The sequence below is a fragment of the Citricoccus sp. genome, assembly GCF_035445025.1.
GTDB lineage: Bacteria > Actinomycetota > Actinomycetes > Actinomycetales > Micrococcaceae > Citricoccus.
Genome location: NZ_DAOMPX010000004.1, coordinates 97,550 through 120,035, shown reverse-complemented (window position 1 = coordinate 120,035; position 22,486 = coordinate 97,550). Strand labels below are relative to the sequence as shown.

At 72.5% G+C, this 22,486-nt stretch carries 18 protein-coding genes and 1 tRNA gene; 7 read left to right on the top strand and 12 right to left on the bottom strand.

The window, feature by feature from the left end; all coding sequences use genetic code 11:
- Window positions 1-4 precede the first annotated feature (4 nt).
- The 4 genes from arc to PLJ28_RS02935 form a co-directional block, all read right to left on the bottom strand.
- Window positions 5-1,747, bottom strand: a complete 1,743-nt coding sequence (gene arc / locus PLJ28_RS02950; protein WP_298045470.1) for a proteasome ATPase — start codon at window positions 1,745-1,747, stop codon at window positions 5-7.
- Between the two features lie 85 nt (window positions 1,748-1,832).
- Window positions 1,833-2,891, bottom strand: a complete 1,059-nt coding sequence (locus tag PLJ28_RS02945; protein ID WP_010142693.1) for a tRNA (adenine-N1)-methyltransferase — start codon at window positions 2,889-2,891, stop codon at window positions 1,833-1,835.
- 40 nt (window positions 2,892-2,931) lie between these two features.
- Window positions 2,932-4,083, bottom strand: coding sequence for a site-2 protease family protein (locus PLJ28_RS02940; RefSeq protein WP_183525970.1), 1,152 nt, complete (start codon window positions 4,081-4,083; stop codon window positions 2,932-2,934).
- Entirely contained in the window at window positions 4,080-4,847 is a 768-nt protein-coding gene (locus PLJ28_RS02935; protein ID WP_255459430.1) for an HAD family hydrolase, read from the bottom strand. Before PLJ28_RS02935 ends, PLJ28_RS02940 begins: the two co-directional genes overlap by 4 nt.
- 86 nt (window positions 4,848-4,933) lie before the next feature.
- Here PLJ28_RS02935 and PLJ28_RS02930 point away from each other — a divergent pair, with 86 nt between their 5' ends.
- Window positions 4,934-5,830: a PAC2 family protein gene (locus PLJ28_RS02930; protein ID WP_010142690.1), complete on the top strand. Its 897-nt coding sequence runs from the start codon at window positions 4,934-4,936 to the stop codon at window positions 5,828-5,830.
- A gap of 378 nt (window positions 5,831-6,208) precedes the next feature.
- On the top strand, window positions 6,209-8,629 hold the full coding sequence (locus tag PLJ28_RS02925) for a beta-glucosidase family protein (RefSeq protein WP_183525966.1): 2,421 nt from the start codon (window positions 6,209-6,211) through the stop codon (window positions 8,627-8,629).
- On the opposite strand, the gene mshC is transcribed toward PLJ28_RS02925, so the two are convergent.
- From mshC to PLJ28_RS02910, 3 genes are all read right to left on the bottom strand, one after another.
- The gene (gene mshC / locus PLJ28_RS02920; protein WP_183525963.1) at window positions 8,626-9,903 is read right to left on the bottom strand and encodes a cysteine--1-D-myo-inosityl 2-amino-2-deoxy-alpha-D-glucopyranoside ligase; all 1,278 of its coding nucleotides are present in this window, start codon (window positions 9,901-9,903) and stop codon (window positions 8,626-8,628) included. The genes PLJ28_RS02925 and mshC overlap by 4 nt on opposite strands.
- Window positions 9,904-9,967: 64 nt before the next feature.
- Window positions 9,968-10,801, bottom strand: a complete 834-nt coding sequence (locus tag PLJ28_RS02915) for an undecaprenyl-diphosphate phosphatase (RefSeq protein WP_183525961.1) — start codon at window positions 10,799-10,801, stop codon at window positions 9,968-9,970.
- A 112-nt stretch (window positions 10,802-10,913) separates the two neighbouring features.
- Window positions 10,914-11,180 carry a hypothetical protein gene (locus PLJ28_RS02910; RefSeq protein WP_183525958.1) on the bottom strand — a complete coding sequence of 89 codons (267 nt, stop codon included), beginning with the start codon at window positions 11,178-11,180 and terminating at the stop codon, window positions 10,914-10,916.
- Between the two features lie 84 nt (window positions 11,181-11,264).
- On the opposite strand from PLJ28_RS02910, the gene PLJ28_RS02905 reads away from it, so the two are divergent.
- Window positions 11,265-11,501 (top strand): DUF5703 family protein, encoded by a 237-nt coding sequence (locus tag PLJ28_RS02905; protein WP_010142684.1) that lies wholly within the window; start codon window positions 11,265-11,267, stop codon window positions 11,499-11,501.
- 9 nt (window positions 11,502-11,510) lie between these two features.
- Here PLJ28_RS02905 and PLJ28_RS02900 read toward each other — a convergent pair whose 3' ends face one another.
- Together PLJ28_RS02900 and PLJ28_RS02895 are read right to left on the bottom strand one after the other, a co-directional pair.
- Window positions 11,511-12,683, bottom strand: coding sequence for an acyl-CoA dehydrogenase family protein (locus PLJ28_RS02900; RefSeq protein WP_183525955.1), 1,173 nt, complete (start codon window positions 12,681-12,683; stop codon window positions 11,511-11,513).
- 88 nt (window positions 12,684-12,771) lie between these two features.
- Window positions 12,772-14,109 carry a M20/M25/M40 family metallo-hydrolase gene (locus PLJ28_RS02895; protein ID WP_298045463.1) on the bottom strand — a complete coding sequence of 446 codons (1,338 nt, stop codon included), beginning with the start codon at window positions 14,107-14,109 and terminating at the stop codon, window positions 12,772-12,774.
- Between the two features lie 113 nt (window positions 14,110-14,222).
- Here PLJ28_RS02895 and PLJ28_RS02890 point away from each other — a divergent pair.
- The 3 genes from PLJ28_RS02890 to PLJ28_RS02880 all read left to right on the top strand — a co-directional run bounded on the left by PLJ28_RS02890 (window position 14,223) and on the right by PLJ28_RS02880 (window position 17,921).
- Window positions 14,223-14,306 (top strand) — tRNA-Leu (locus PLJ28_RS02890).
- Between the two features lie 205 nt (window positions 14,307-14,511).
- Window positions 14,512-16,677 carry a 4-alpha-glucanotransferase gene (gene malQ / locus PLJ28_RS02885; protein WP_255459428.1) on the top strand — a complete coding sequence of 722 codons (2,166 nt, stop codon included), beginning with the start codon at window positions 14,512-14,514 and terminating at the stop codon, window positions 16,675-16,677.
- Window positions 16,674-17,921 carry a glycosyltransferase gene (locus tag PLJ28_RS02880; RefSeq protein WP_298045460.1) on the top strand — a complete coding sequence of 416 codons (1,248 nt, stop codon included), beginning with the start codon at window positions 16,674-16,676 and terminating at the stop codon, window positions 17,919-17,921. Before malQ ends, PLJ28_RS02880 begins: the two co-directional genes overlap by 4 nt.
- Here PLJ28_RS02880 and PLJ28_RS02875 read toward each other — a convergent pair.
- From PLJ28_RS02875 to PLJ28_RS02865, 3 genes are all read right to left on the bottom strand, one after another.
- A complete protein-coding gene (locus PLJ28_RS02875) occupies window positions 17,906-18,835 on the bottom strand; it encodes a MaoC family dehydratase (protein ID WP_255459426.1) in 930 nt (309 codons plus the stop codon). The genes PLJ28_RS02880 and PLJ28_RS02875 overlap by 16 nt on opposite strands.
- 1 nt (window position 18,836) lies before the next feature.
- The gene (locus PLJ28_RS02870) at window positions 18,837-20,186 is read right to left on the bottom strand and encodes a 3-oxoacyl-ACP reductase (RefSeq protein ID WP_183525896.1); all 1,350 of its coding nucleotides are present in this window, start codon (window positions 20,184-20,186) and stop codon (window positions 18,837-18,839) included.
- A 73-nt stretch (window positions 20,187-20,259) separates the two neighbouring features.
- Complete coding sequence (locus PLJ28_RS02865; RefSeq protein ID WP_298045458.1) at window positions 20,260-21,603, bottom strand: acetyl-CoA C-acetyltransferase; 1,344 nt, start codon at window positions 21,601-21,603, stop codon at window positions 20,260-20,262.
- A 94-nt stretch (window positions 21,604-21,697) separates the two neighbouring features.
- Here PLJ28_RS02865 and PLJ28_RS02860 point away from each other — a divergent pair, with 94 nt between their 5' ends.
- Window positions 21,698-22,453: a TetR/AcrR family transcriptional regulator gene (locus PLJ28_RS02860; RefSeq protein WP_183525890.1), complete on the top strand. Its 756-nt coding sequence runs from the start codon at window positions 21,698-21,700 to the stop codon at window positions 22,451-22,453.
- Window positions 22,454-22,486 lie beyond the last annotated feature (33 nt).

Here is a 22,486-nt window from a genome sequence, read left to right as displayed (position 1 = left end):
TGGCTCACTCCGTCGCCCCCGGGGACCGGCCGTCACCGTGGTCCTCGGCGGAGGGCAACCGGTCGCGCACCAGCATCCGCAGGGAGGCCACGCGGCCGCCGCGGTGCCCGGCGATCCGGGCCCACTCCTCCGGGGAGGCGTTGTTCGGCAGGTCCTCCTGCTCGGCGAACTCCTCCTGGACGGCCTGCAGGAGGTGACCGGTGGTCAGGCCCTTGGCGGTCTCGTCCCGGCCGGCGGCGAGGTAGTCCTTGATGGCGTGCTTCTTGGCACGGTCCACGATCGACGAGATCACGGCCCCGGAGGCGAAGTCGCCGAAGTGCAGGGTGCGGGTGCTGCCGTCCACGTAGGTGACCTCCACGTACTCGGTCTCCGGTCCGCGGCCGTAGAGGTGTGCCGTGACGGCCTCGATCATGGCGTCGACAGCGGCCTGGCGCCCCCCGGTGCGCTGGATCTCGCTGGCGTGCAGGGGCAGCCGGGTGGTGAGGTACTTGCTGAAGATGTCCGCCGCACCGGTGGCGTCGGGCCGGGAGACGTGGATCTTCACGTCCAGCCGGCCGGGCCGCAGGATCGCCGGGTCCAGCATGTCCTCGCGGTTGGAGGCACCGATGACGATCACGTTGTCGAGGCGTTCGACGCCGTCGATCTCGGCCAGCAGCTGCGGGACGATGGTGGTCTCCACGTCCGAGGAGATCCCGGAGCCGCGGGTGCGGAACAGGGACTCCATCTCGTCGAAGAACACCACCACCGGATAGCCGTCGGAGGCCTTCTCCCGGGCGCGGGCGAAGATGGTGCGGATGTGCCGTTCGGTCTCGCCCACGTACTTGTTCAGCAGCTCGGGGCCCTTGATGTTGAGGAAGTAGGACCGCGCCTCCTCCGTGGACCGCGCCGCCAGCGAGGAGGCGACGGCCTTGGCGATCAGGGTCTTGCCGGTGCCGGGCGGGCCGTAGAGCAGGATGCCCTTGGGCGCCTTGAGGCCGTGCTCGCGGTACAGGCCCGGGTGCAGGAAGGGCAGCTCGATCGAGTCGCGGATCTGCTCGATCTGCTCGCCGAGACCGCCGATGTCCTCGTAGCTGACGTCGGGCACCTCCTCGAGGACCACGTCCTGGACCTCGGTGAGCGGGACCAGGTCCAGGGCGTACCCGGTGCGCGCGTCCAGGGTGACGGCGTCGCCGACCCGGACCCGCTCCGCGACCAGGCGTTCGGCCCGGCGGACCACGCGTTCCTCGTCGCCGCGGCCGACGACCACCAGCAGCCCCCCGTCCAGGGTCTCCTTGACCCGCACGAGCTCGCCGGTGCGCTCCCCCTCCACGACGGCCACGATCACGAGGGAGTCGTTGAGCAGCACGTCGCAGCCCTGGGTGATCCTGGCCTCGTCCAGCAGGGGCGAGACCGCCACCCGGATGCGGCGGCCGTTGTGCAGCACGTCCACCCCGCCCTGGACCGTCGCGGCGATCTCGACGCCCTCGACGGCCTCACGGGCCGGGTGCACCTGCAGGACGGTCGCGAAGCTGAACGGCGCCTCCCCGTCCATCTCCAGGGCCTTCTTCAGCACGGTGATCTCGTCGCGGGTGGTCTCCAGCAGGTCGACCATGCGGCGGTTGTTCCGCGAGGCCGTCTCCAGCTGGTACTCCAGCGTCCGGTTCTTCTCCACCAGGGTGGCCGAGCGGCGCTTGGCGGCGTCCAGCTGGCTGGCCAGGGCGGGGTCCACCGCGCTCTCGGCGCCGGTGCCGGGCAGGGAATCGCTCACGAGTGCCTTTCCGGTCGAGGGGCTAGGGCGGGTGCCCCGTCGGCCTTGCCCGTCCATCCTAGGCGCGACGGGCCGGGCTCGTCCCTCAGAGGTCCTCGAGGTGGCGCAGCGCTCCGCGCTGTTCCATGGAGGCGGCCTCCTTGGCGGCCTTCCGGGCCTTCTTGTCCGTCACCGGTCGCTCCCCCAGGGCCTGGGGGGTCCAGCGGGACTCGTCGGCCGGCTGCCAGGCCTCGATGTCCTCGGCGGAGAACTCGGAGACCTTTGACCGCTTCTTCAGCTGCAGGGCCTCCTCGCCCGAGGCCAGCCGCCGGCAGGTGATCAGGAACCCGGTGTGGGCCACCATCCGGTGGTCGGGGCGCACGGCCAGGCCGTCCAGGTGCCAGCCCCGCACCATCGTCTCGGAGGCCTCGGTCTGGGTGAACCGGCCGTCCGCCCGGATGGCCTCGGCGACCCGGGACAGCTGGGTGGCGGTGGCCACGTAGTTGAGCCACACCCCGCCGGGGGTCAGCACGGTGGCCACCGCGTCCAGGCACTCCCACGGGGCCAGCATGTCCAGCACCACGCGGTCCACGCTGCCCGGGGCGTGCACGCGGGTCATCTCCTCCTGGGCATCGCCCAGGTGGATCTGCCACGCCGGGTGCTCGCCGCCGAAGAACGTCTGGACGTTGGCGCGGGCCACGTCCGCGAACTCGGGGCGCCGTTCGTAGGAGTGCAGTTCGCCGAGGTCACCGACGGCCCGCAGCAGGGAGATCGACAGCCCGCCCGAACCGACGCCGGCCTCCACCACCCGCGCACCGGGGAAGATGTCGGCCATCTGGACGATCTGGCCGGCGTCCTTGGGGTACACCACCGTGGCCCCGCGGGGCATGGACAGCACGAAGTCGCTCAGCAGCGGCCGCAGCACCTGGTAGTCGTGGCCCGCGGAGTTCTGCACCACCACCCCGTCGGGGCCGCCGAGCAGGTCGTCGTGGCGCAGCACCCCCTGGTAGCTGTGGAACTGGCCGCCGGGGGTGAGCGTGATGGTGTTCAGCCGCCCCTTGGCGTCCTTGAGCTGGACCCGCTGTCCGGGCCGGAGCGGGCCGCGGCGCTCGGAGGCGCCGGTCGGTCCGGGCCGGGCGGTGGACGGGCTGGTGGAGTCGGTCATGCGTTGCGGGTCTTCCTGGTGGAGGGGTGTGGCCGGTGTCTCAGCGCGTGCGGCCCGTGGTCAGCCACGCGACGACGTCGGGCTGGCGCAGGACGCCGCACACCGTGCCGTCGGGAGCCAGTACAGCGTATTCGGCCCCGTCCACCGCGGCGAGCCGGTCCACGAGGGGACGGCCGGCGTCGGTGGCGCGCACGATGGCTCCCGGCGCCAGCGCCCGCGCCACGGCCGCGGCGGGTACGACGGGCGCCTCGGTGTCCCGGACCGAGGCCAGGGCCGGCTCGTCGACGACGGCCTCCGGCACTCCCGCGGGCGAGACGAGGACCGCGCGGGCACCGGCCGGACGGTCCAGGACCTCGGCCACGGTGACGGTGGCCGGCAGGCCGACGGCCGGGTGCATGAGCTGGGCCGCGGTCAGGGTGGGAACCCGCAGTCTCAGCTGCGCCCCGCGGATCGCCTCCGTGGCACCGGTCCACAGGAAGTAGCCGACCATCACGAGGATGACGATCAGGGGGATGTCCGCCTGCCTGCCCTGCAGCAACGGCACCACCACGACGGCGACCACCAGGGCCGCCACGATGACCCGGCCGGCCCAGCCGGCGGCGATGGTGCCGCGGTCCTGGTCGCCGGTGATCGCCCACACGGCGGACTCGACGATGCGCCCGCCGTCCAGCGGCAGCCCCGGCAGGGCGTTGAAGATCGCCACCAGCCAGTTCGCGTAGGTGAAGATGCCCAGCAGCAGGCTCGCGACGCCGTCCGGCTGCCACGTGGCCATCAGGAGCTGGCCGGCCAGGGCCAGCACCACGTTGGCCGCCGGTCCGGCCAGGGCCGTGACGAGGGACTTGCCCGGGCTGGCCTGGAAGGCCCCGAACTGGGTGTGCCCGCCCCACAGGTTCAGCACGATCTCCGTGGTGGGCCAGCGGAACAGGCGGGCACTGCCGGCGTGGGCGAGCTCGTGGGCCAGGACGGAGAACAGCAGCAGGACGGCGTAGAGGAACGCGATCCCGTAGGCTCCCCAGCCCAGCTCGGGGAAGAGCCGGGCGACCTGCGGACCGAACAGCAGCACGACGAACAGGGCGATGAGCGACCAGCTCCAGGACAGGTAGACCGGGACGCCGAGCAGTCGTCCCAGCCGGAGCATGCCGCTGCGCTGCGGACCGGTGTCCGCACCGGCGGCCCGGGCGGGCCCGGTCACGGGGTGCTTCCGTGCGGGCCGCCGGCCACGGGTGCCAGGGGCCGGTCCGGACCGCCGGCCATCTGGCGGGCCACGCGTCCCAGGTCCGCCGGGAGGCGTCCGGCCAGCGAGGTCCAGTGCTCCCAGCGGGGATCGGCCGGCAGGGGCATCACGTGCGGCACGGCCACGACCGGCAGTCCCGCCGCGGCGGCGGACTCCAGGCCGGGCAACGAGTCTTCGATCGCCACGCACCGCGGTCGCTGCAGCCCGTCCACCCGGCGGGCCATGACGTCGAAGGCCGTGGCGTACGGCTCCGGGTGGGGCTTGCCGCGCAGCACCATGTCTCCGGTGACCAGGAACTCGAAGGACCCCGCGGGCATGGCCGCGGCGACGACGCCGGCCAGCGGCGCGTGGGACATGGTCACCAGGGCGCTGGGCACGCCCGCCGCGCGCAGTGCGGCGAGCAGCTCGCGGGCGCCCGGACGCCAGGGGACGGAGCGCTTGATGCCGTCGATGACATCGCCCATGGTGTGGCCGATGATCTCCTCCACGCCGAGGCGCACCCCGGCCTGCTGCAGCAACCGGGCGCCGTGGTCGAGTGCCTGGCCCACCAGCGACTGCGCGAGGGCGTGCGTCCAGGTGCCGCCGGCCTCCTTCACGAGGCGCCGCTGGCTCTCGTTCCACAGGGGCTCGGTGTCCACGATGGTGCCGTCCATGTCCCAGAACACGGCGGCGGGCATCGCGTCTGGACGGCGCCGGCCTGCGGCCTCATCAGGGGTGGACATGGCCTCCAGTCTACGGGGGCGCACGGCAGCGGGGCGGCAGGCTCACGTCTGGCACGGCCCTGACGCACGGGTCTAGGGTGGCTGTCATGGCGCAGGACGAGAAGAAGGACGACAGGAACCACCCCCGCGGGCTTCCCGACCACCTGGCCGGGTCCGTCTCCGGGCGTCGGCCGGTGATCCTCGTCGCCGCCTTCGAGGGCTGGAACGACGCCGGCGAGGCCGCCACCGACGCGATCGAGTTGCTGCGGCGACAGCTCGGCGCCTCGTCCGCCGGCTCCCTGACCGACGGGGACTACTACGACTACCAGTTCACTCGTCCCACCGTGGTGCGCGACGCCGACGGCCTCGGCACGCTGTCCTGGCCGCAGACCCGCATGTACCGCGCCACGACCGGGCCGGACGGCGTCGACCTGCTGCTGGTCAGCGGGGCCGAGCCCAGCTACCGCTGGCAGGCGTTCACCGCGGAGCTGCTGACCCACGCGGCCGAGCAGAACGTGGACGCGGTGGTGATGCTCGGGGCACTGCTGGCGGACGTGCCCCACACGCGGCCGCTGCCGGCCTCGCCGTCCAGCGCCGATCCCGAATTGCGTGAACTGCTCGGTGCGCGGCGCCCCACGTACGAGGGACCCACCGGAATCGTCGGGGTCATCACGGACACCGCCGCGCGGGCGGGCCTGCCGACGGTCTCGGTGTGGGCCACCGTCCCGCACTACGTCTCGCAGGCCCCCTCGCCGAAGGCCGAGCTGGCGCTGCTGCGCCGGCTGGAGGACATTCTCCAGCTCACCATCGACCTCAAGCCGCTCGCCGAGGACGCCCAGGCCTGGGAACGCGGGGTCAACGAGCTGGCCGGTGAGGACCCGGACGTGGCCGCCTACGTGGAGCAGCTCGAACGGGCACGTGACACCGAGGACCTTCCGGAGGCCACGGGCGAGGCGATCGCCCGGGAGTTCGAGCGGTACCTGCGCCGGCGGCGCCAGGACTGATCCCGCCGCAGGGCTGGCGGGTCGGCAGCCACCGGCGGTAGGGTTCCGGCGAGGACCGGAACACGCCATCGGCATCCTCCCGGTCACGGGTCCGATCCTCGCGCAGGCCGGTGTCGATGCCGTCTCAGGGGCAGTCGTCCAGGTGCATCGACGAGAAGGGCTCACCCATCATCGCAGCGCGCTGACGCGCTGTCGGTTCTCGAGGGCGGAACACCTCTCCAGACCGAGAACCATCCCCCAGCCGACCCGGGACCTCGGCCTCACCCCCTCCCGTCACCGGCATCTCCCGGGCCTCCATTCCTGCCCTCGTCCCGCCCCGCGGTCACACCCGCAGCGGACCAGGGCACATCCGGCGACCGGTGGTCGTCAAGGAGCTGCATGACAGTGAAGACCTCAACGGCACGACGGACGATCCTGGGCGCTACGGCGCTCGTCAGCGCGGCGGTCCTGACGACCGGCGGCGGCCTGGCGGCCCCGCCCGCCATCACGGACAGGCCCTGGCTGGACCCCCGGCGCACGGCCCAGGACCGCACGGAGGCGTTGCTGGACGCGATGACGCTGGACCAGAAGATCCAGCAGATCGCCGTCTCGCGCTTCAACGAGAACGACACGGGTGATCCGGTGGTCATCAACCGGAGCGGGAACAATGCCTACCAGAACGGCGTCTTCCCGCCCCAGGGCACCCTGCCGGGCTGTGAGTGGCAGGACACGGGGCGGCAGATCCGCGGCATCGACGAACTGGGGATCCCGACCGTCCGGATGACCAATGGCGGCACGGGCGTCAAGGGCGGCTCGTGCGGCAACGACCCGCAGGCCACGGGCCTTCCCTCCACCCTCGCCCTGGCGGCGACCTTCGACCGCGGCCTCAACCTCGAGGCCGGGCGCATCCTGGGCGAGGAGACCAAGGCGTTCGCCCACCAGGTCATGCTCGGCCCGGGCATGAACCTGGTGCGCCACCCCTACGGGGGCCGGAACTACGAGTACTTCAGCGAGGACCCGTACCTCACGGGCAGCCTCGCGACCGAACAGGTCAGGGGCATCCAGGGCGAGGGCGTCCAGGCCCAGGTGAAGCACCTGGCCGGCAACGAGCAGGAGACCGAGCGGTGGACCATGGGCGTCCAGGTCCCCGCACAGGCCATGAACGAGCTCTACATGATGCCGTTCGAGATGACCGTGCAGGACGCCGACCCGGCGTCCGTGATGTGCTCGTTCCCGGACGTCAACGGCACCTACGCCTGTGACAGTCCCGAGCTGCTCCAGGACGCGTTGCGGGACGACTGGGACTTCGACGGCTGGGTCATGAGCGACCGGAGGGCGATCCATGACACCGCCGCCGCGGTCACGGCCGGGACGGGCGTCGAACTCGACTGGGCGCCGCAGTACTACACCCCGGCGAGGGTCAAGGCCGCCATCGACGCCGGGGCGGTCACCGAGGCCGACATCGACGAGCTGCTCCGGCCGCGGTACGTGGAGATGATCGGGTACGGCCACATGGACGAGCCCTATGACCGTTTCCGGCCGGAGATCGTGGACCTGGACGCCAACGGCGCCAGCGCCCGGCGGATGGCCGAGTCCGGTGCCGTGCTGCTGAAGAACGAGGACGGGTTCCTGCCGCTGGACGGCGAGACCACCTCGATCGCCCTGATCGGGGTGGAGTGGTTCGCCGGTGAGGCGAAGCTGTCCCCCCGGTCCGTCCGGGACAACAACGAGAATGTGGAGACGGCCTACACGGTGACCCCCCAGGAGGGCCTGGAGAACGTCATCACCGACCTCGGTCATGACACCCGCGTCACCTACGACGACGGCCGGGACCCGCAGGCGGCCGCCGAGCTGGCCGCGGCGTCCGACGTGGTGCTGCTGATGATCGGCGACAACCCCCACGAGACCGTGGACCGGCAGACCCTCGGCTTCCCCCCGATCGACCTCGACCCCTCCCGGGACGGTGAGGACTGGGTGGAGCAGGAACCGCTGATCGAGGCCGTCCTGGACGCCAACGCCGAGAACACGGCCGTGGTGCTCAAGACCTCCGGGACGGTCATCATGCCCTGGCTGGACGACGTCCCCGCCGTCCTGGAGGCCTGGTTCCCGGGCATGGAGGACGGCAACGCGGTGGCCGGCCTGCTCTACGGCGAGGTCAACCCCTCCGGCAAGCTCCCGATGACGTTCGGGACCACCGAACGGGAGGCGGCCTTCGCCACGCGGGAACAGTACCCCGGGACCCGCCAGGACACCGGGAAGCCCGGCGGCCCGGGTCCCTACGGTGACGGTTCCGACCAGTTGATCGCCCGGTACACCGAGGGCCTGGAGATGGGCTACCGCTGGTACGAGGCCCATGACGAGGAACCGGTGTTCGCCTTCGGCCACGGGCTGTCCTACACGTCGTTCGCCTACGACGGGCTCCGGGTGGGCCCCGTGAACGGCAACGGCGGCCTGGACGTCTCCTTCACGGTCACGAACACCGGCGAGGTGACCGGCGCGGAGGCCGCCCAGGTCTACCTGACCCTGCCGGACGAGGCCGGTCAGCCCGCGAAGCGCCTGGTCGGCTTCGAGAAGGTCACCCTCCGGCCGGGTGAGCGGACGCAGGTCTCGGTGCGGATCGGCGTGGCCGACTCCAACCACCCCTTCTCCTACTTCGCGCCCACCGACCCCGAGTTCCTCGAGAACTGGGCCGACGGCGCATGGACCACGCCCGACGGCCGCTACCGGGTCCATGTGGGCGGGTCCTCGGCGGACACCCCGCTGGAGCAGGGCGTGACACTGAGGTTCCCGGACCCGGCTGCGGGCGGCGGGGGAGCCTAGAGCTGGATCCCGAGCAGGGAGGTGACGACGGTCCGCACGTCCGGGGTCGCCGGCCCCGGGGCAGGGGCGGAACCGACCGTGCCGCGGGCGGCGGCACGGTCGGCCCAGGCGTCGAGTTCCGCCAGGGCCGCGGGCGCGTCGAGGTCTTGCGAGAGGCAGCGGTGCATCGCGGTCAGTACGGACACCCCGTCGCCGGACTCCTCGGCGGTCAGCGCCCGCCGCCACTGGGACAGGCGTTCGGTGGAGCGGCTCAGCTGGTCATCGGTCCACTCCCAGTCGCTGCGGTAGTGGTTGGCCAGCAGGGCTGTCCGGATGGCGGCCGCCTCCGCACCGTAACGGAGCAGCTCGGAGACCAGGACGAGGTTGCCGAGGGACTTCGACATCTTCTCCCCGTCCAGTCCGACCATCCCGGCGTGGACGAAGGCCTGCGCCAGCGGCTTGCCGTCTCCGGCCGTGGCGTGGGCGGCACTGAACTCGTGATGGGGGAAGCGCAGGTCAGACCCTCCGCCCTGGACCGTGAACGGGACCGGCAGCAGGCGCCGGGCGATCGCCGAGCACTCGATGTGCCAGCCCGGCCGGCCGGATCCCAGGGACCCGCCGTCCCAGGTCGGTTCGCCTGGCCGGGCCACCCGCCAGAGCAGCGGATCGAGCGGATGGCGCTTGCCGGGCCGGTCGGGGTCTCCGCCGCGTTCCGGGAACACCCGTTCCATCTCGGCGGCGTCCAGCCGGCCCACGCTGCCCAGCGTCCAGTGCGTGGCACTCTCGGCGGCCTCGATCGAGAAGTAGACGTCACCATCGGGGTCTGGGCCCGTGCCCGGCACGGTGTAGGCGGTCCCGTTGGCCACGAGCGCCTCGACGGCGCCCACCACCCAGTCCACGGTCTCGGTGGCCCCCACGTAGTGGTCGGGGGCCAGCACGTTGAGCGCCTCCATGTCCGAACGGAACAGCTCGGTCTGGCTGGCGGCGAGCTCGCGCCAGTCCACGCCGGTGGCCTCGGCACGCTCCAGCAGCGGGTCGTCCACGTCGGTGACGTTCTGCACGTAGGTCACCGGCAGGCCGCAGGCGCGCCAGTACCGGTTCAGCAGGTCGAAGGCCACGTAGGTGTTCGCGTGGCCCAGGTGGGTGGCGTCGTAGGGGGTGATGCCGCAGACGTACAGGGAGGCCTCGGCGAGGTTCCCGGGGTGGCGCTGCGACTGCGCGGCGGTGTCGTGGATCTTCAACCGGTCGGGCTGGACGGGCAGCAGTGCCGGCAGCGGCGTGTTCCAGGATTCCATGTGGGGCTCGGTGTTCCTCAGCTTCTCGGGGTTCAGGACAGGCTCTTCGGACGGTGGGTGGCGGTCAGGCGCTGATGACACCCAGGCCGAGCAGGATGTACAGCATCACGCCCAGGCCGATGCGGTACCAGACGAAGGGCTTGAACGAGTTGGTGGAGATGAAGCGCATGAGCCAGCCGATGACGACGTAGCCCACCACGAAGGCGACGACCGTCGCAACCAACGTCTCCCCCATTCCGTAGGCGCCCTGCTGGCCCGGTTCGGCGAGGGCCTTGAACAGCTTGTAGAACCCGGAGGCGAACACCGCCGGCACCGCCAGCAGGAAGGCGTAACGGGTGGCGGCCTCGCGGGTGTACCCCAGCGCCAGGCCCATGGTGATGGTCCCGCCCGACCGGGAGACCCCCGGGATCAGGGCCATCATCTGGGCGAGTCCGTAGAGGATGCCGTCGCGCACGGTCAGCTTCTCCAGCGGCTTGACCTGGCGGCCCAGGGAGTCGGCCACGGCCAGCAGCAGGCCGAAGACGATCAGGGTGGTGGCCACGATCCACAGCGAGCGGAACGAGGTGTCGATGTAGTCCTCGAAGAGCAGTCCGGCGAGGCCGATCGGGATGGAGCCGATGATGATCAGCCAGCCCATGCGGGCGTCGGGATCGTTGCGGGGCACGGAGCCGGTGAGGGAGCGAAACCACCGGGAGATGATCCGGACGATGTCCTTCCAGAAGAAGATCAGCACGGCCAGCTCGGTGCCGATCTGCGTGATGGCGGTGAACGCGGCGCCCGGGTCTGCGGCCCCCGGCAGGAACTCCCCGACGATCCTCAGGTGGGCGGAGGAGGAGATGGGGAGGAATTCCGTCAGTCCCTGGACCAGCCCCAGGATGATCGCTTCTAACCAGTTCACATCAGAGAACCCTACGGCACCACCGGGTCCTGACCGGGCCCGCGACCCTGCCGTGGCGTCGCGGCGTGGGGAAGATCATCCCCCGGGACGAGGGGCCCGGCGGTCCGGTCGATCAGTCGATGGGCTCGAGGTCGTCCTCGTCCTCCAGCGCGTCGTCGCTGTCGTCGTCGTCTTCGTCATCGTCGTAGACGTCCAGCGGCGTGAACTCACCGGTCGCCGCATAGAGCGCGTCCTCGTACGCCTCGAAGGCGTCCGCCACGCTGAAGAACGCCGCCTCGACCGCGGGATCGTCATCGTCACGCTTGCCGGTCGCGGCCGCCAGATGCTCTTGGAATGCGGAAACCAGGGCCTCCAGGGCCACGCGCGGATCGATGCTCATGGCCCCCACGGTAGCCGCTCGCTCGAGGTCTGGCATAGGGTTTTCACGTCTGGGGCCCCATGTGTCGGAACCGGGAGGAGAACCATGCAGGAACGCGAGCTGACCAGCGGACTGGACTCGATCAGCCGGCGGAACAACTGGGAGTACCTCGTGATGACGGTCGCCCCCCGGGACTCGCTCGCCGAGGCCCGGCGCCGGGTGGTGGAGCACGCCGAGTACGGCAAGTGGGAACTGCAGCGCACGATCCTCTACCGCGGCGGCACCCGCCGGTACTGGATGCGGCGGCGGATCATCCGGGTGCAGTCCACGCTGCCGGCCTGACCTGCTCCCCTACTCCAGCGGGCCGAGCATGAAGTTCGCCAGCGTGGTGTGCGCGGACTCGTCGTCCGAGGGATGGAAGACCCCGGCCATGACATCACGGTAGATCCGGGACAGTTCGTTGCCGCGATGATAGGACGCCCCACCGGAGGCCTCGAGGGCGAAGTCCGCCTGGGCCTTCGCCGTGCGGACGGCCAGGGTCTTGGCGGCCACGAGGCGGGGGAACCACTCCGCGCCCAGGTCCGCGCCGGCGTCGAGGTCAGCGGCGACCGAGCGCAGCTGGGCGTCCACCGCGAGCTGGCGCAGTGACGCCTCCGCGGTCTTGTAGCGCAGCACCGGATCCTGCGACAGGGCCTGACCCGTGACCTTCGAGGTGCGCCGGCCCAGGTTCTGCACGGCCAGCTCGACCGCCCGGTCCCCGATCCCGGTGTAGACGGCGGCCACCAGGGTGAGGAAGGAGGCGAAGATGCCGAACGTCAGCGGGTCCGCGTTCGGGCCGGTGGGGATGTGCCGCACGATCCGCTCGGCCGGGACCGGCGCCCCCTCGAGGCGAGTGGTGTGCGAGTGGGTGGCCCGCATGCCGAGCATGTCCCAGGCGGATGCGTCGGCGCTCCAGCCCGGTGCGGTGCGGTCGAGGAAGCCGAAGACCAGCTGCTCGCCGTCCGGGGTCTTGCCGAAGACCCCCAGCCGGGTCCAGGCCGGGGACAGGGTGGTGAAGATCTTGGTCCCCGTGAAGCGGTAGGACCCGTCGCCCACGGGCTCGGCGACCGTGTCGGAGTCGAACAGCACGGCGTCGTTGCCCGCCTCGGAGATGCCGAAGGCGAAGACCTCCCCGGCGGCCGACTCGCGATGGACGAACGACAACGAGTCGTCACCCCGGCGGGCCAGGACGGACGCCACGCCGTTCCAGATCTGGTGCATGTTCACGGCCAGCGCCGTGGCCGGGGAGTGCATGGCCAGGACCCGCTGGGCGGCGACGACGGTCGCGAGGTCCCAGCCCAGTCCGCCCGCGCCGGTGGGCGCCAGCGCGCCGAGGTATCCGGCGGCGGCCAGTGCCCGGAGGTCCTCGTGCGGGAAGGCGTTGGCCTCGTCGAAACCGGCGGCCCGGTCACGGATGCCGGCCAGCAGGTCCGCGGTCAGCACCGTCCCGACGGCGGCGAGCTGGGGATGGGAGGGGGCGGGCATGGGTGATCCTTCCGTCGGGACAGGGGGTGGGGTTCACGCCGGGGCCGGAGCCGGGCGGCGCCCAGCGGCGGCCGGCGGACACGGCGGGTCAGCGCGGTTCGAGCATGCGGGCCAGGACCCGGCACCCGAAGACCAGGGACTGGACGGGGACACGCTCGTCGATGCCGTGGAACAGGCCGGTGAAGTCGAGGTCGGCCGGCAGCTGCAAGGGGGCGAATCCGTAACCGGCGATCCCGAGCCGGGACAGCGACTTGTTGTCGGTCCCCCCGGACATCATGAACGGCAGCACCGGGGCACCGGGGTCCTCGGCCTGGATGCACCGCACCATCAGGTCGACGAGGTCTCCGGAGAAGGGCACCTCCAGCGAGATGTCCCGGTGCTCGTGGGCGAAGTCGACGCCGTCTCCGGCCAGTTCGCGCAGCACGTCCATGACCTCCTCCTCCTGGCCCGGCAGGAAGCGCACGTCCAGGGTGGCCTCGGCGCGTCCCGGGATCACGTTGTGCTTGTACCCGGCCGTGAGTCCGGTCGGATTGGAGCTGTTCCGCAGGGTCGAGCCCACGAACCGGGCCGCGGTGCCCAGGGCGTCCAGCTGCGCGGTGGGGTCGGTCTCGTCGAACTCCACGCCACAGATCTCCGCGACCTGTTCGAGCAGGGCCCGCGTGGTCTTCGTGTACTGCAGGGGCCACTCGTGGTGCCCGATCCGGTGCACGGCCCCGGAGAGCCGGGTGACCGCGTTGTCCGGATGGACCCCGGACCCGTGTCCTGGGGCTCCGCTGGCGGTGAGGTTCAGCCAGGCCAGTCCCTTCTCCGCGGTCTGGAGCAGGTAGGCGCGCTGGCCCCGGATCTCCGTGGAGAACCCGCCGACCTCGCTGACGGCCTCCGTGGCACCGGCGAAGAGTTCCGGGTGGTGGTCCACCAGCCAGCGGGCACCGTACACGCCGCCGGCCTCCTCGTCGGCGAAGAACGCGACCACGAGGTCACGACGGGGCCGGCGGCCGGAACGGTGCAGCTCACCCAGGACGGTGAGGATCATCGCGTCCATGCCCTTCATGTCCACGGCCCCCCGGCCCCAGATCATGCCGTCCCTGAGCTCGGCGGCGAACGGGTCCACGCTCCACTCGGAGGCCTCGGCGGGGACCACGTCCAGGTGCCCGTGGAGTACGAGGGCCGGGGCCTGGCGGTCCCAGCCGGCCACGCGCCCCACGACGGAGGCCCGGCCGGGGGCGGACTCGAAGACCCGGGGCTCCATGCCGGCGTCGCGCATCAGCGCCGCACAGTACTCGGCCGCCTCCGGCTCGCCGCGGGAGACGTTGCCGCCGTGGTTGGAGGTGTCGATCCGGATCAGGTCCCGGCAGATGCGGACCACCTCGTCGTGGTAGGCGGAGTCCTGCGGGAGGCCGGGGCCGGGAAGGGGCGCGGAGGTCATGGGAACCACCCTATCGACGCCCGCCGCCCCCTGCCGTCCCGGGCGGTGGTCAACGGCACCTCCTGGGACGTGCTAGGATATTCAACGCTGCCTTTCGAGGTGGCAGACAGTGCGCGCGAGTGGCGGAATTGGCAGACGCGCAGCGTTGAGGTCGCTGTGCCCGAAAGGGCGTGGGGGTTCAAGTCCCCCCTCGCGCACTGAACACCCCGGTCACCACCGGGTCACCCCGTGGGGCCGGTCATCGACCGGCCCCACGGTCGTCTCCGGGCCGGGCACCCCGCGTGCGGACACGCCCCCGGGGTGCGGCGACCCGGGACGCGGGCACCCTGCCATAATCGGGACTGTGGGACCGGCTCGTCTGCAGTCCCCGATGCTCCCGGACGTGAAAGAGGCCCACCTGCCATGACGGATGCCCGCGACCTGCTGAAGCGTCTTGCGCACGCCTACGGCGTCCAGACGTCCTACCGGGGGCATGACGGGCTGGAGCATCCCGTGGCGGACCGGACACTCGCCGCCGTCCTGGACGCCCTGGGCTGCCACGTCGATCCCGACGGCCGGGCCAGCCTGGAGGAGGCCATCGAACGACGCCGGCTCGAGCCCTGGACCAGGGTGCTGCCGCCCACCACGGTGGCCCACGCCGGCTCCGGCGGTTCCGTGGCCGTCCACGTCCCCCACGGCAGCGCCGTGACCCTCCGGGCGCGCCTGGAGGACGGCGGCAGCCGGGACCTGGAACAGCTCGAGGACTTCACCGAGCCCGAGCCGGTCGACGGCGCGCTGGTCGGCCGCGCCACGTTCCGGCTGCCCGCCGACCTGCCCCTGGGCTGGCACACCCTCGTCGCCCGCCTCGAGGACGGCAACGACGTCGAGGGGGTCCTCATCGTCGTCCCCGACCGGCTGGACACGGCCGAGACCTTCGGGGTCCGCCGGGGGTGGGGGCTGGCCGTCCAGCTCTACTCCACCCGCTCCACGCGTTCCTGGGGACTCGGTGACCTCCGCGACCTGGCCGGCCTGGCCGTCCAGACCGCCGCGCACGGCGGGGACTACGTCCTGTCCAACCCGCTGCATGCCACCGCACCGGCGCCCCCGGTGGTCTCCTCCCCCTACTCCCCCTCGACCCGCCGCTTCCTGAACCCGATGTACCTGCGCATCGAGGACCTGCCCGAGTACCAAGATCTCGATCCCGGGCGCCGGTCCGAGGTGGACGCCCTCGGGGCGCAGAGGCGCCGGGACAACGCGGACGCCGATGCCCTGGACCGCAACGCCGTCTATGGGGCCAAGCTCACGGCGCTGCGCTGGATCCACGAGGTGACCCCGACTGCCGAGCGCGCGGCGGCCTACCGGGCCTACTGCAGCGCCGAGGGTGGGGGCCTGGACGACTTCGCCCTCTGGTGCGCACTGCGCTCGGAGTTCGCACACGACGACCCGGTGTGGGACGAACCCGGGCTCGTCCCCGGCGGGCCCCTGGCGGAGCGGTACCGGGAGCAGCTCGCCGACGAGGTGGACTTCCACCGATGGATGCAGTGGCTCTGCGACGCGCAGCTGGAGTCCGCCCAGTCCGCAGCCCGGGACGCCGGCATGCGACTGGGCCTGATGCAGGACCTCGCCGTGGGCGCGGACCGGAACAACGCCGACGCCTGGATGCTGCAGGACCTGCTGGTCGGCTCCATGTCCGTGGGTGCCCCGCCGGACATGTACAACCAGCTGGGCCAGGACTGGTCCCAGTCGCCCTGGCACCCCGAACGCCTCCAGGAGACGGGGTACCGCGCCTACCGGGACATGCTGCGCTCCATCCTGCGTCACGCCGGCGGCATCCGCGTCGACCACATCCTCGGCCTGTTCCGCCTGTGGTGGGTGCCCGTGGGCGGACCGCCGACCGAGGGTGCCTACGTGACCTACGACCATGAGGCGATGGTCGGCATCCTCGTCCTGGAGGCCCAGCGGGCCGGGGCCGTCGTCGTGGGCGAGGACCTCGGCACCTTCGAACCGTGGGTCCAGGACTACCTGGCCCGCCGGGGACTGCTGGGCACCTCGATCCTGTGGTTCGAGCAGTCTGACGGCCGGCCGCGCCCGCCCCACGAGTACCGGGTCCAGTGCCTGACCTCGGTCAACACGCACGACCTGCCCCCGACGGCCGGGTACCTGGCCGGCCTCCACCTGGACCTGCGGGAGCGCCTGGGACTGCTGGCGGGAGACGCGGAGGACGAGCGGGCCCGTGCGGCCGCCGAGCGCGACGCCTACCTGTGCGCCGTCCGTGAGGCGGGGTACCTGCCGGCCGGGGACGAACCGGACCTGTCCGACCCCCAGCAGGTGGCCGACGTCGTGGTGGGACTGCACCGGTACCTCGCCCAGGCCCCGTCCATGCTGCACGGCGTCGCCCTGGTCGACGCCGTGGGCGAGACGAGGATCCAGAACCAGCCCGGTACCACCCAGGACCAGTACCCCAACTGGGAGATCCCCCTCGCCGACGCCGCCGGTCGCCCCGTGCTGATCGACGACCTCGACGCGGTCCCCGGTTTCGCCCGCCTGCTGGACGCCGTGGACGGGGAACTGAGGCACGGCCACCCATGAGCGGGTCCTCCGGGCCGGAGCCCTTCGGCATCGTGATGGTGTCCCTGCACACCTCGCCGTCCGCCCAGCCCGGCCAGGGCGACGCCGGCGGGATGAACGTCTACGTCCGTCACCTGTCCACGCGGCTCGCGGCCGCCGGGCACCCGGTGTGGGTGCTGACCCGTCGGGAGCGGGCCGGGCAGGGACGGGAGGACCTGCCGGTGCCGGACTCCCCCGGTGCGGCGCGGGCCACCGTCCTCCCGGTGCCGGCGGGACCCGCCGCCCGGATCCCGAAGGAGGAGCTGCCCCGCTGGGTGGGGGACTTCGCGGCGGCCGCCCCGGGGGTCCTGGCCGCGGCCGGGGGCTGCCAGGGTGATGACTGCCGCTGGATCGTGCACTCGCACTACTGGCTCTCGGGGTTGGCCGGGCTGGCCGTCGCGGGCTCCCTCGACGCCCCCCTGGTGCACACCATGCACACGATGGCCGCCGTGAAGAACGCCCGGGACCGGCGATCCGCCGAACCGGAGGAGCGGGAGGCGGCCGAGCAGCAGATCGCCTCGGCCGCCGCACGGCTCATCGCCAACACGCCCGCCGAACGCCAGGAGCTGATCGACCACTACGCGGCCCCCGCGGACCGCATCGAGGTCATCCCGCCCGGCGTGGACACGGAGGTCTTCACGCCCCACGGACGGGTCGACTGGCCCGGGCGCACGGCAGCGCTGAAGGTCCTGTTCGCCGGACGCGTCCAGGGCCACAAGGGCCCGCAGGTCATCGTCCGTGCCCTGGGCCGGTTCCGCCGCCGGCATCCCGAGGGGCCCACGGTGGCCCTGCACCTGACCGGTGCCACGTCCGGCCGGGGGGACCTCGACCTGGCCGCCCTCATCGAGGAGGAGGGGCTCGCGGACTGTGCCACGACCTCCGGCCCCGTCACGGCGGACGCGTTGGCGGCGATGTACCGGGCCGCGGACGTCGTCGCGGTGCCGAGCTACTCCGAGTCCTTCGGCCTGGTCGCGCTCGAGGCCCAGGCCTGCGGGACCCCCGTGCTCGCCCACCGGGTGGGCGGCCTGGTCCACGCGGTGGCGGACGGTGAGACCGGCCGGCTCGTCGACGGGCTGGATCCGGGCGCCTGGGCGGACGAGCTGGGACGGATCGCCGCCGATCCGGCGGCCTGGCAGGGGCTCGGGCCCGCCGCGGCACGGCGGGCCCGGGGTTTCAGCTGGGACGCCATGGCCGACCGGATGATCGCGGCCTACGAATCGCTGTAGGCCGCTCCCCCTGGCTCGATCCGGCCGGTGAAGTGCGGCTTGCCGCTCCTGGCGTTCCACGCCGTCACCTCGGTGACCCGGGCGGTACCCGCACCGGAGCGCGTGACACCCAGGGACACCGATCCGGGCAGCAGCACCGGGGTGGCGAACGAGATCGACCAGGAGTGCCCGGCGCCGGCCGGTTCGCGGCCCGCGAGCATCCGTCCGGCCAGGTACATGCCGTGCGCGATCATGCCCTTCTGGCCCAGGGCGCGCGCCGCGAGCGGATGGAGGTGGATGGGGTTGTAGTCCCCGGAGACCGCGGCGTAGTCCCGACCGGTGGACTCGGGCAGGCGCCAGCGCGCCGTCAGCTCCGGGGCCGCGAATTCCTCGCGTGGGAGGCGGTCCGCCCGGGGATGCCCGGCCAGGCGGACACCCCGGCCCAGGTAGGTCGAGGTCCCCTCCCAGAGCAGGACGGGGCCCTCCCCGGGGCGGTCGCCGTCCGGTCCGTGCACGGTGATGACCAGGTCCACGGTGGTACCGGCGGGATGGGGCGCCAGGCCGGTCGCCGAGGCGGCGACCTCCAGCGGCACCCCGGCGGGAACGGGGCGGTGGTGCCGGACCCGGTTCTCCAGGTGCACCATCCCCAGCAGGGGCAACGGGAAGTCCGCCTGTGCCATGAGGTCCATGGCGGCCGGGAAGCCCGCGATGTGCACCAGGACCGAGGGCAGGTCGGCCGGGTCCAGTGGCCCGGTGCCGGGGAACAGCCCGGCGTAGGCCGTCACGAGGTCCTCACCGATGACGTGGTCGTGCACCAGGAGGGTGCGCGCCGGCAGGGACTGCGTCCGGCGGCGCCTGAGCAGGGCATCCCGGGCGGCCGTGGACAGGGCCACCCGGTAGCTGGTGGCCAGTGGGGTCATCGTCTCGCGCTCCATCTCAGGCCCCCATGATCCCCTGGCCGCACACCCGCAGGGTGGCGCCGGAGGTCCCGCCGGCGGCGTCGGAGACGAGGAAGGAGACGGCCTCGGCCACGTCGACCGGCCGGCCGCCCTGGGAGAGCGAGTTCATCCGGCGGGCCACCTCACGGGTGAGGAAGGGGATCTTCGCGGTCATCTCCGTCTCGATGAACCCGGGGGCCACCGCGTTGATGGTCCCGCCACCGGTCATCAGCGGCGCGGTGGCCGAGACCATGCCGATGACCCCCGCCTTGGAGGCCGCGTAGTTCGTCTGTCCGGCGTTGCCCGCGATCCCCGAGGTGGAGGCCAGCGAGGCGATGCGCAACCCGGCCGCGACGACGCCCTTGCCGGCCGCCGCCAGGAAGACGCGGTTCATGGCCAGCTGGGACTCGATGTTCACGGCGATGACGGAGTCCCACCGGGCCGCGTCCATGTTCGCCAGCTTGCGGTCCCGGGTGATGCCGGCGTTGTGGACCACGACGTCCATTCGCCCGTGGCGCTCCCGGCAGTGCGCCAGGATCCGCTCGCCGGCATCCGGCGCGGTGATGTCCAGTTGCAGTGCACTGCCGGACAGTGCGTTCACGACGTCGGCCAGCCCCTGACCGGCGGCCGGGACGTCCACCCCGACGATCGTCGCACCGTCGCGGTGGAGCGTCTCCGCGATGGCGGCACCGATCCCCCGGGCGGCACCGGTGACGACGGCGACCCGACCCGCCAGGGGCCGGTCCCAGTCCCGGGGGGTCGCACCGCCGTCGGTGGCGACCGGGATGAACTGGCCGGAGACGAAGGCGCTGCGCCCGGAGAGCAGGAAGCGCAGCGCGCCGGCGGCACCCGGGGCCCCCAGCGAGACGCCCTCCCCGAGGATGATCCCGTTGGCCGTGCCCCCGTGGCGCATCTCGTGAGCGAGGGACCGGGTCAGCCCCTCCACGCCCTTGCGGGCGGCGCGGACGGCCGGATCCGGGATGCCGGCCGGATCCCGGTACACCGTGACCACCCGCCCCGAGCCGCCCAGCTGGCGCTGGACGGACCCCAGCTCCAGGGCGGTGGCGGACAGGTCGGCCGGGGTGGACACGTCGTCGAAGGCGGCGACGACGGCCCCGTAGCGGTCCTGCGTGGCCGGGTGGCGCCGCACGTCCTGGCCCCAGTCCAGCAGGTGGGCGGCCGCCTCGTCGGCGGCGGGGCCGCCGCCGAGGACCAGCACCGGACCCTCCACGAGGGGGGCTCCGGGCCGGTGGCGGCGCAGGATGGCGGGCTGGGGCAGGCCGAGGGCCTGGGCCAGCCTGTGTCCCAGCGGCCGGTTGACGAGGGCGGTGTAGGAATCGGTGCTCACGGGATCTGTGCTCCTGGGGGCCGGGTGGAGGTGGCGGGCAGGGGGTTGCGGGGCGGGGGTTGCGGGGTGGGGCTCAGCGGCCTCGGAGGATCGCCACGATGCCCTGGCCGCCCGCCGCGCAGACGGAGACCAGCCCGAGCGAGCCCGGTCCCTTCTCGTGGAGCATCTTGGCCAGCGTGGCGGTGATCCGTCCCCCGGTCGCCGCGAAGGGGTGGCCGGCGGCCAGCGAGGAGCCGTTGACGTTGAGCCGGGCCCGGTCGATCGGTCCGAGGGGGGCGTCCAGGCCGAGCCGCTCGCGGCAGAACTCCTCGTCCTCCCAGGCCTTGAGCGTGGCCAGCACGGTGCCGGCGAACGCCTCGTGGATCTCGTAGTAGTCGAAGTCCTGCAGGGTCAGGCCCTGGCGCCGCAGCAGTCGGGCCACGGCGTAGGCGGGGGCCATCAGCAGTCCCTCCTGCCCGTCGACGAAGTCCACCGCCGCGGTCTCGAAGTCCACGAAGTCCGCCAGCACCGGCAGTCCACGTGCGGCGGCCCAGTCCTCGGAGCCCAGGAGCACGGCGGAGGCACCGTCCGTCAACGGCGTGGAGTTGCCGGCCGTCATGGTGGCCTCGTCGCCCAGGTCGCGGCCGAAGGCCGGCTTGAGTGAGGCGAGCTTCTCCAGGGTGCTGTCCGCCCGCAGGTTGTTGTCCCGGGTGAGCGTGCCGAAGGGGGTGACGAGGTCGTCGAAGAAGCCCCGGTCGTAGGCGGCGGCCATGTGGTGGTGGCTGGCCAGGGCCAGTTCGTCCTGGGCCTGGCGGGTGATGCCCCAGCGGTGGGTGGTACGGGCCTGGTGCTCGCCCATGGACAGGCCGGTGCGGGGCTCCTCCGTGCCGGGGGCCTCCGGTGCCAGGTGGCCGGGGCGGAACCTCAGGACGGCCTTGATCCGGTCCTGGACGGTGCGCGCGCGGTTCAGGTCCATCAGGACGGACCGGGCGGCGTCGTTGAAGACGAGGGGGGCGTCGGAGATGCTGTCCACGCCTCCCCCGATCGCCGAGTCGAGCTGGCCCAGGCGGATCTTGTTGGCCAGCCCGCCGATGGCCTCCATGCCCGTGGCGCAGGCGATCTGCACCTCGTGGGCCGGGGTCGAGTGGTCGAGGACGGTGCCCAGGACGGACTCGCGGGTCAGGTTGAAGTCGCGGCTGTGCTTGATGACGGCGCCGGCGGCGACCTCCCCGATGCGTTCCCCCTGCAGGCCGAACCGGGCCACCAGCCCGTTCAGTGCGGCGGTCAGCAGGTCCTTGTTGCTCGCGGAGGCATACGCGCCGTGCGAACGGGCGAAGGGCGTCCTGTTGCCGCCGATGACCACGGCCTGGCGCAGCGGACCGCCGGCGATGGCGGCGGTCCCGGTGCTGGAGGTCTGCTGTTGGGGGTTCTCGGTCATGGTGATCCCTTCGGGTGGTCACGGCGGGCCGTGGCGCGGACGGAACGTGTGAGGTGGGTTACTGGAACCCACAGTACCTGATACGCTCAGTATCGTGAACAGCGCAGCCCAGGGCCGGCACCCCCTCCAGTCGCCGGCCTCCCCGTCGTCCGCCCCGGCCGCGGCGGACGGCCGCAGCACGCGCTGGGACCGGCATCGTCAGCAACGCCGCAGCGAACTGATCCGCGCCGCCCGCCACGCCGTGCACGACCTCGGCCCCCAGGCCTCGATGGACGAGATCGCCGCCCACGCGGGGACGTCCAAGAGCGTCTTCTACCGGTACTTCGGGGACAAGAACGGCCTGCAGGTGGCCGTGGGGCAGCGCGCCATCGAGTTCATGGAGCGCGAGCTGCTGACCGCCGCGGAGGCCTCCGAGAACGCCCTGGACGGCCTCTACGCGATGATCTCGGTCTACCTGCGGCTCGCGGAGTCGTCCCCGCACGTCTATGCCTTCTCAACCCGGTTGCCGCCGGAGGCCGCCGACGCGGCCGCCCTGGACGGCTCCCAGCCGGCGGCCATGGCCGACTTCTCGGACCGCATCGCCGCCGTGATGGACGTGCACTTCCGGACCTACCTGAGACAGCAGGGCCGCGAGCCGTCCGAGGGGTCGGCCACGTGGTACTGGCCCCGTGCCGCCATCGGCATGGTCCGGTCCGCCGGGGAGACCTGGCTGGCCACCCCTCCCGGTCCGGGCAGGCCCGAGGCCGACCGCCTCGCCCGCAAGATCACCTCGTGGCTCACGGCCGGACTGGCCGGGACCTACGCGCCCCAGCACTCCTCCTCCCCCACTCCCCGACAGGAGACGTCATGACCACCACCCCTGATTCCACCGTCCTGGCCGGAA

What these genes read in the sequence shown, in the direction of transcription:
- PLJ28_RS02945 (WP_010142693.1), bottom strand. Translation starts at nt 2,891, where the DNA reads ATGACCGACTCCACCAGCCCGTCCACCGCCCGGCCCGGACCGACCGGC.
- PLJ28_RS02935 (WP_255459430.1), bottom strand. Translation starts at nt 4,847, where the DNA reads ATGTCCACCCCTGATGAGGCCGCAGGCCGGCGCCGTCCAGACGCGATG.
- PLJ28_RS02930 (WP_010142690.1), top strand. Translation starts at nt 4,934, where the DNA reads ATGGCGCAGGACGAGAAGAAGGACGACAGGAACCACCCCCGCGGGCTT.
- PLJ28_RS02925 (WP_183525966.1), top strand. Translation starts at nt 6,209, where the DNA reads ATGACAGTGAAGACCTCAACGGCACGACGGACGATCCTGGGCGCTACG.
- mshC (WP_183525963.1), bottom strand. Translation starts at nt 9,903, where the DNA reads ATGGAATCCTGGAACACGCCGCTGCCGGCACTGCTGCCCGTCCAGCCC.
- PLJ28_RS02910 (WP_183525958.1), bottom strand. Translation starts at nt 11,180, where the DNA reads ATGAGCATCGATCCGCGCGTGGCCCTGGAGGCCCTGGTTTCCGCATTC.
- PLJ28_RS02905 (WP_010142684.1), top strand. Translation starts at nt 11,265, where the DNA reads ATGCAGGAACGCGAGCTGACCAGCGGACTGGACTCGATCAGCCGGCGG.
- PLJ28_RS02900 (WP_183525955.1), bottom strand. Translation starts at nt 12,683, where the DNA reads ATGCCCGCCCCCTCCCATCCCCAGCTCGCCGCCGTCGGGACGGTGCTG.
- PLJ28_RS02895 (WP_298045463.1), bottom strand. Translation starts at nt 14,109, where the DNA reads ATGACCTCCGCGCCCCTTCCCGGCCCCGGCCTCCCGCAGGACTCCGCC.
- malQ (WP_255459428.1), top strand. Translation starts at nt 14,512, where the DNA reads ATGACGGATGCCCGCGACCTGCTGAAGCGTCTTGCGCACGCCTACGGC.
- PLJ28_RS02880 (WP_298045460.1), top strand. Translation starts at nt 16,674, where the DNA reads ATGAGCGGGTCCTCCGGGCCGGAGCCCTTCGGCATCGTGATGGTGTCC.
- PLJ28_RS02875 (WP_255459426.1), bottom strand. Translation starts at nt 18,835, where the DNA reads ATGGAGCGCGAGACGATGACCCCACTGGCCACCAGCTACCGGGTGGCC.
- PLJ28_RS02865 (WP_298045458.1), bottom strand. Translation starts at nt 21,603, where the DNA reads ATGACCGAGAACCCCCAACAGCAGACCTCCAGCACCGGGACCGCCGCC.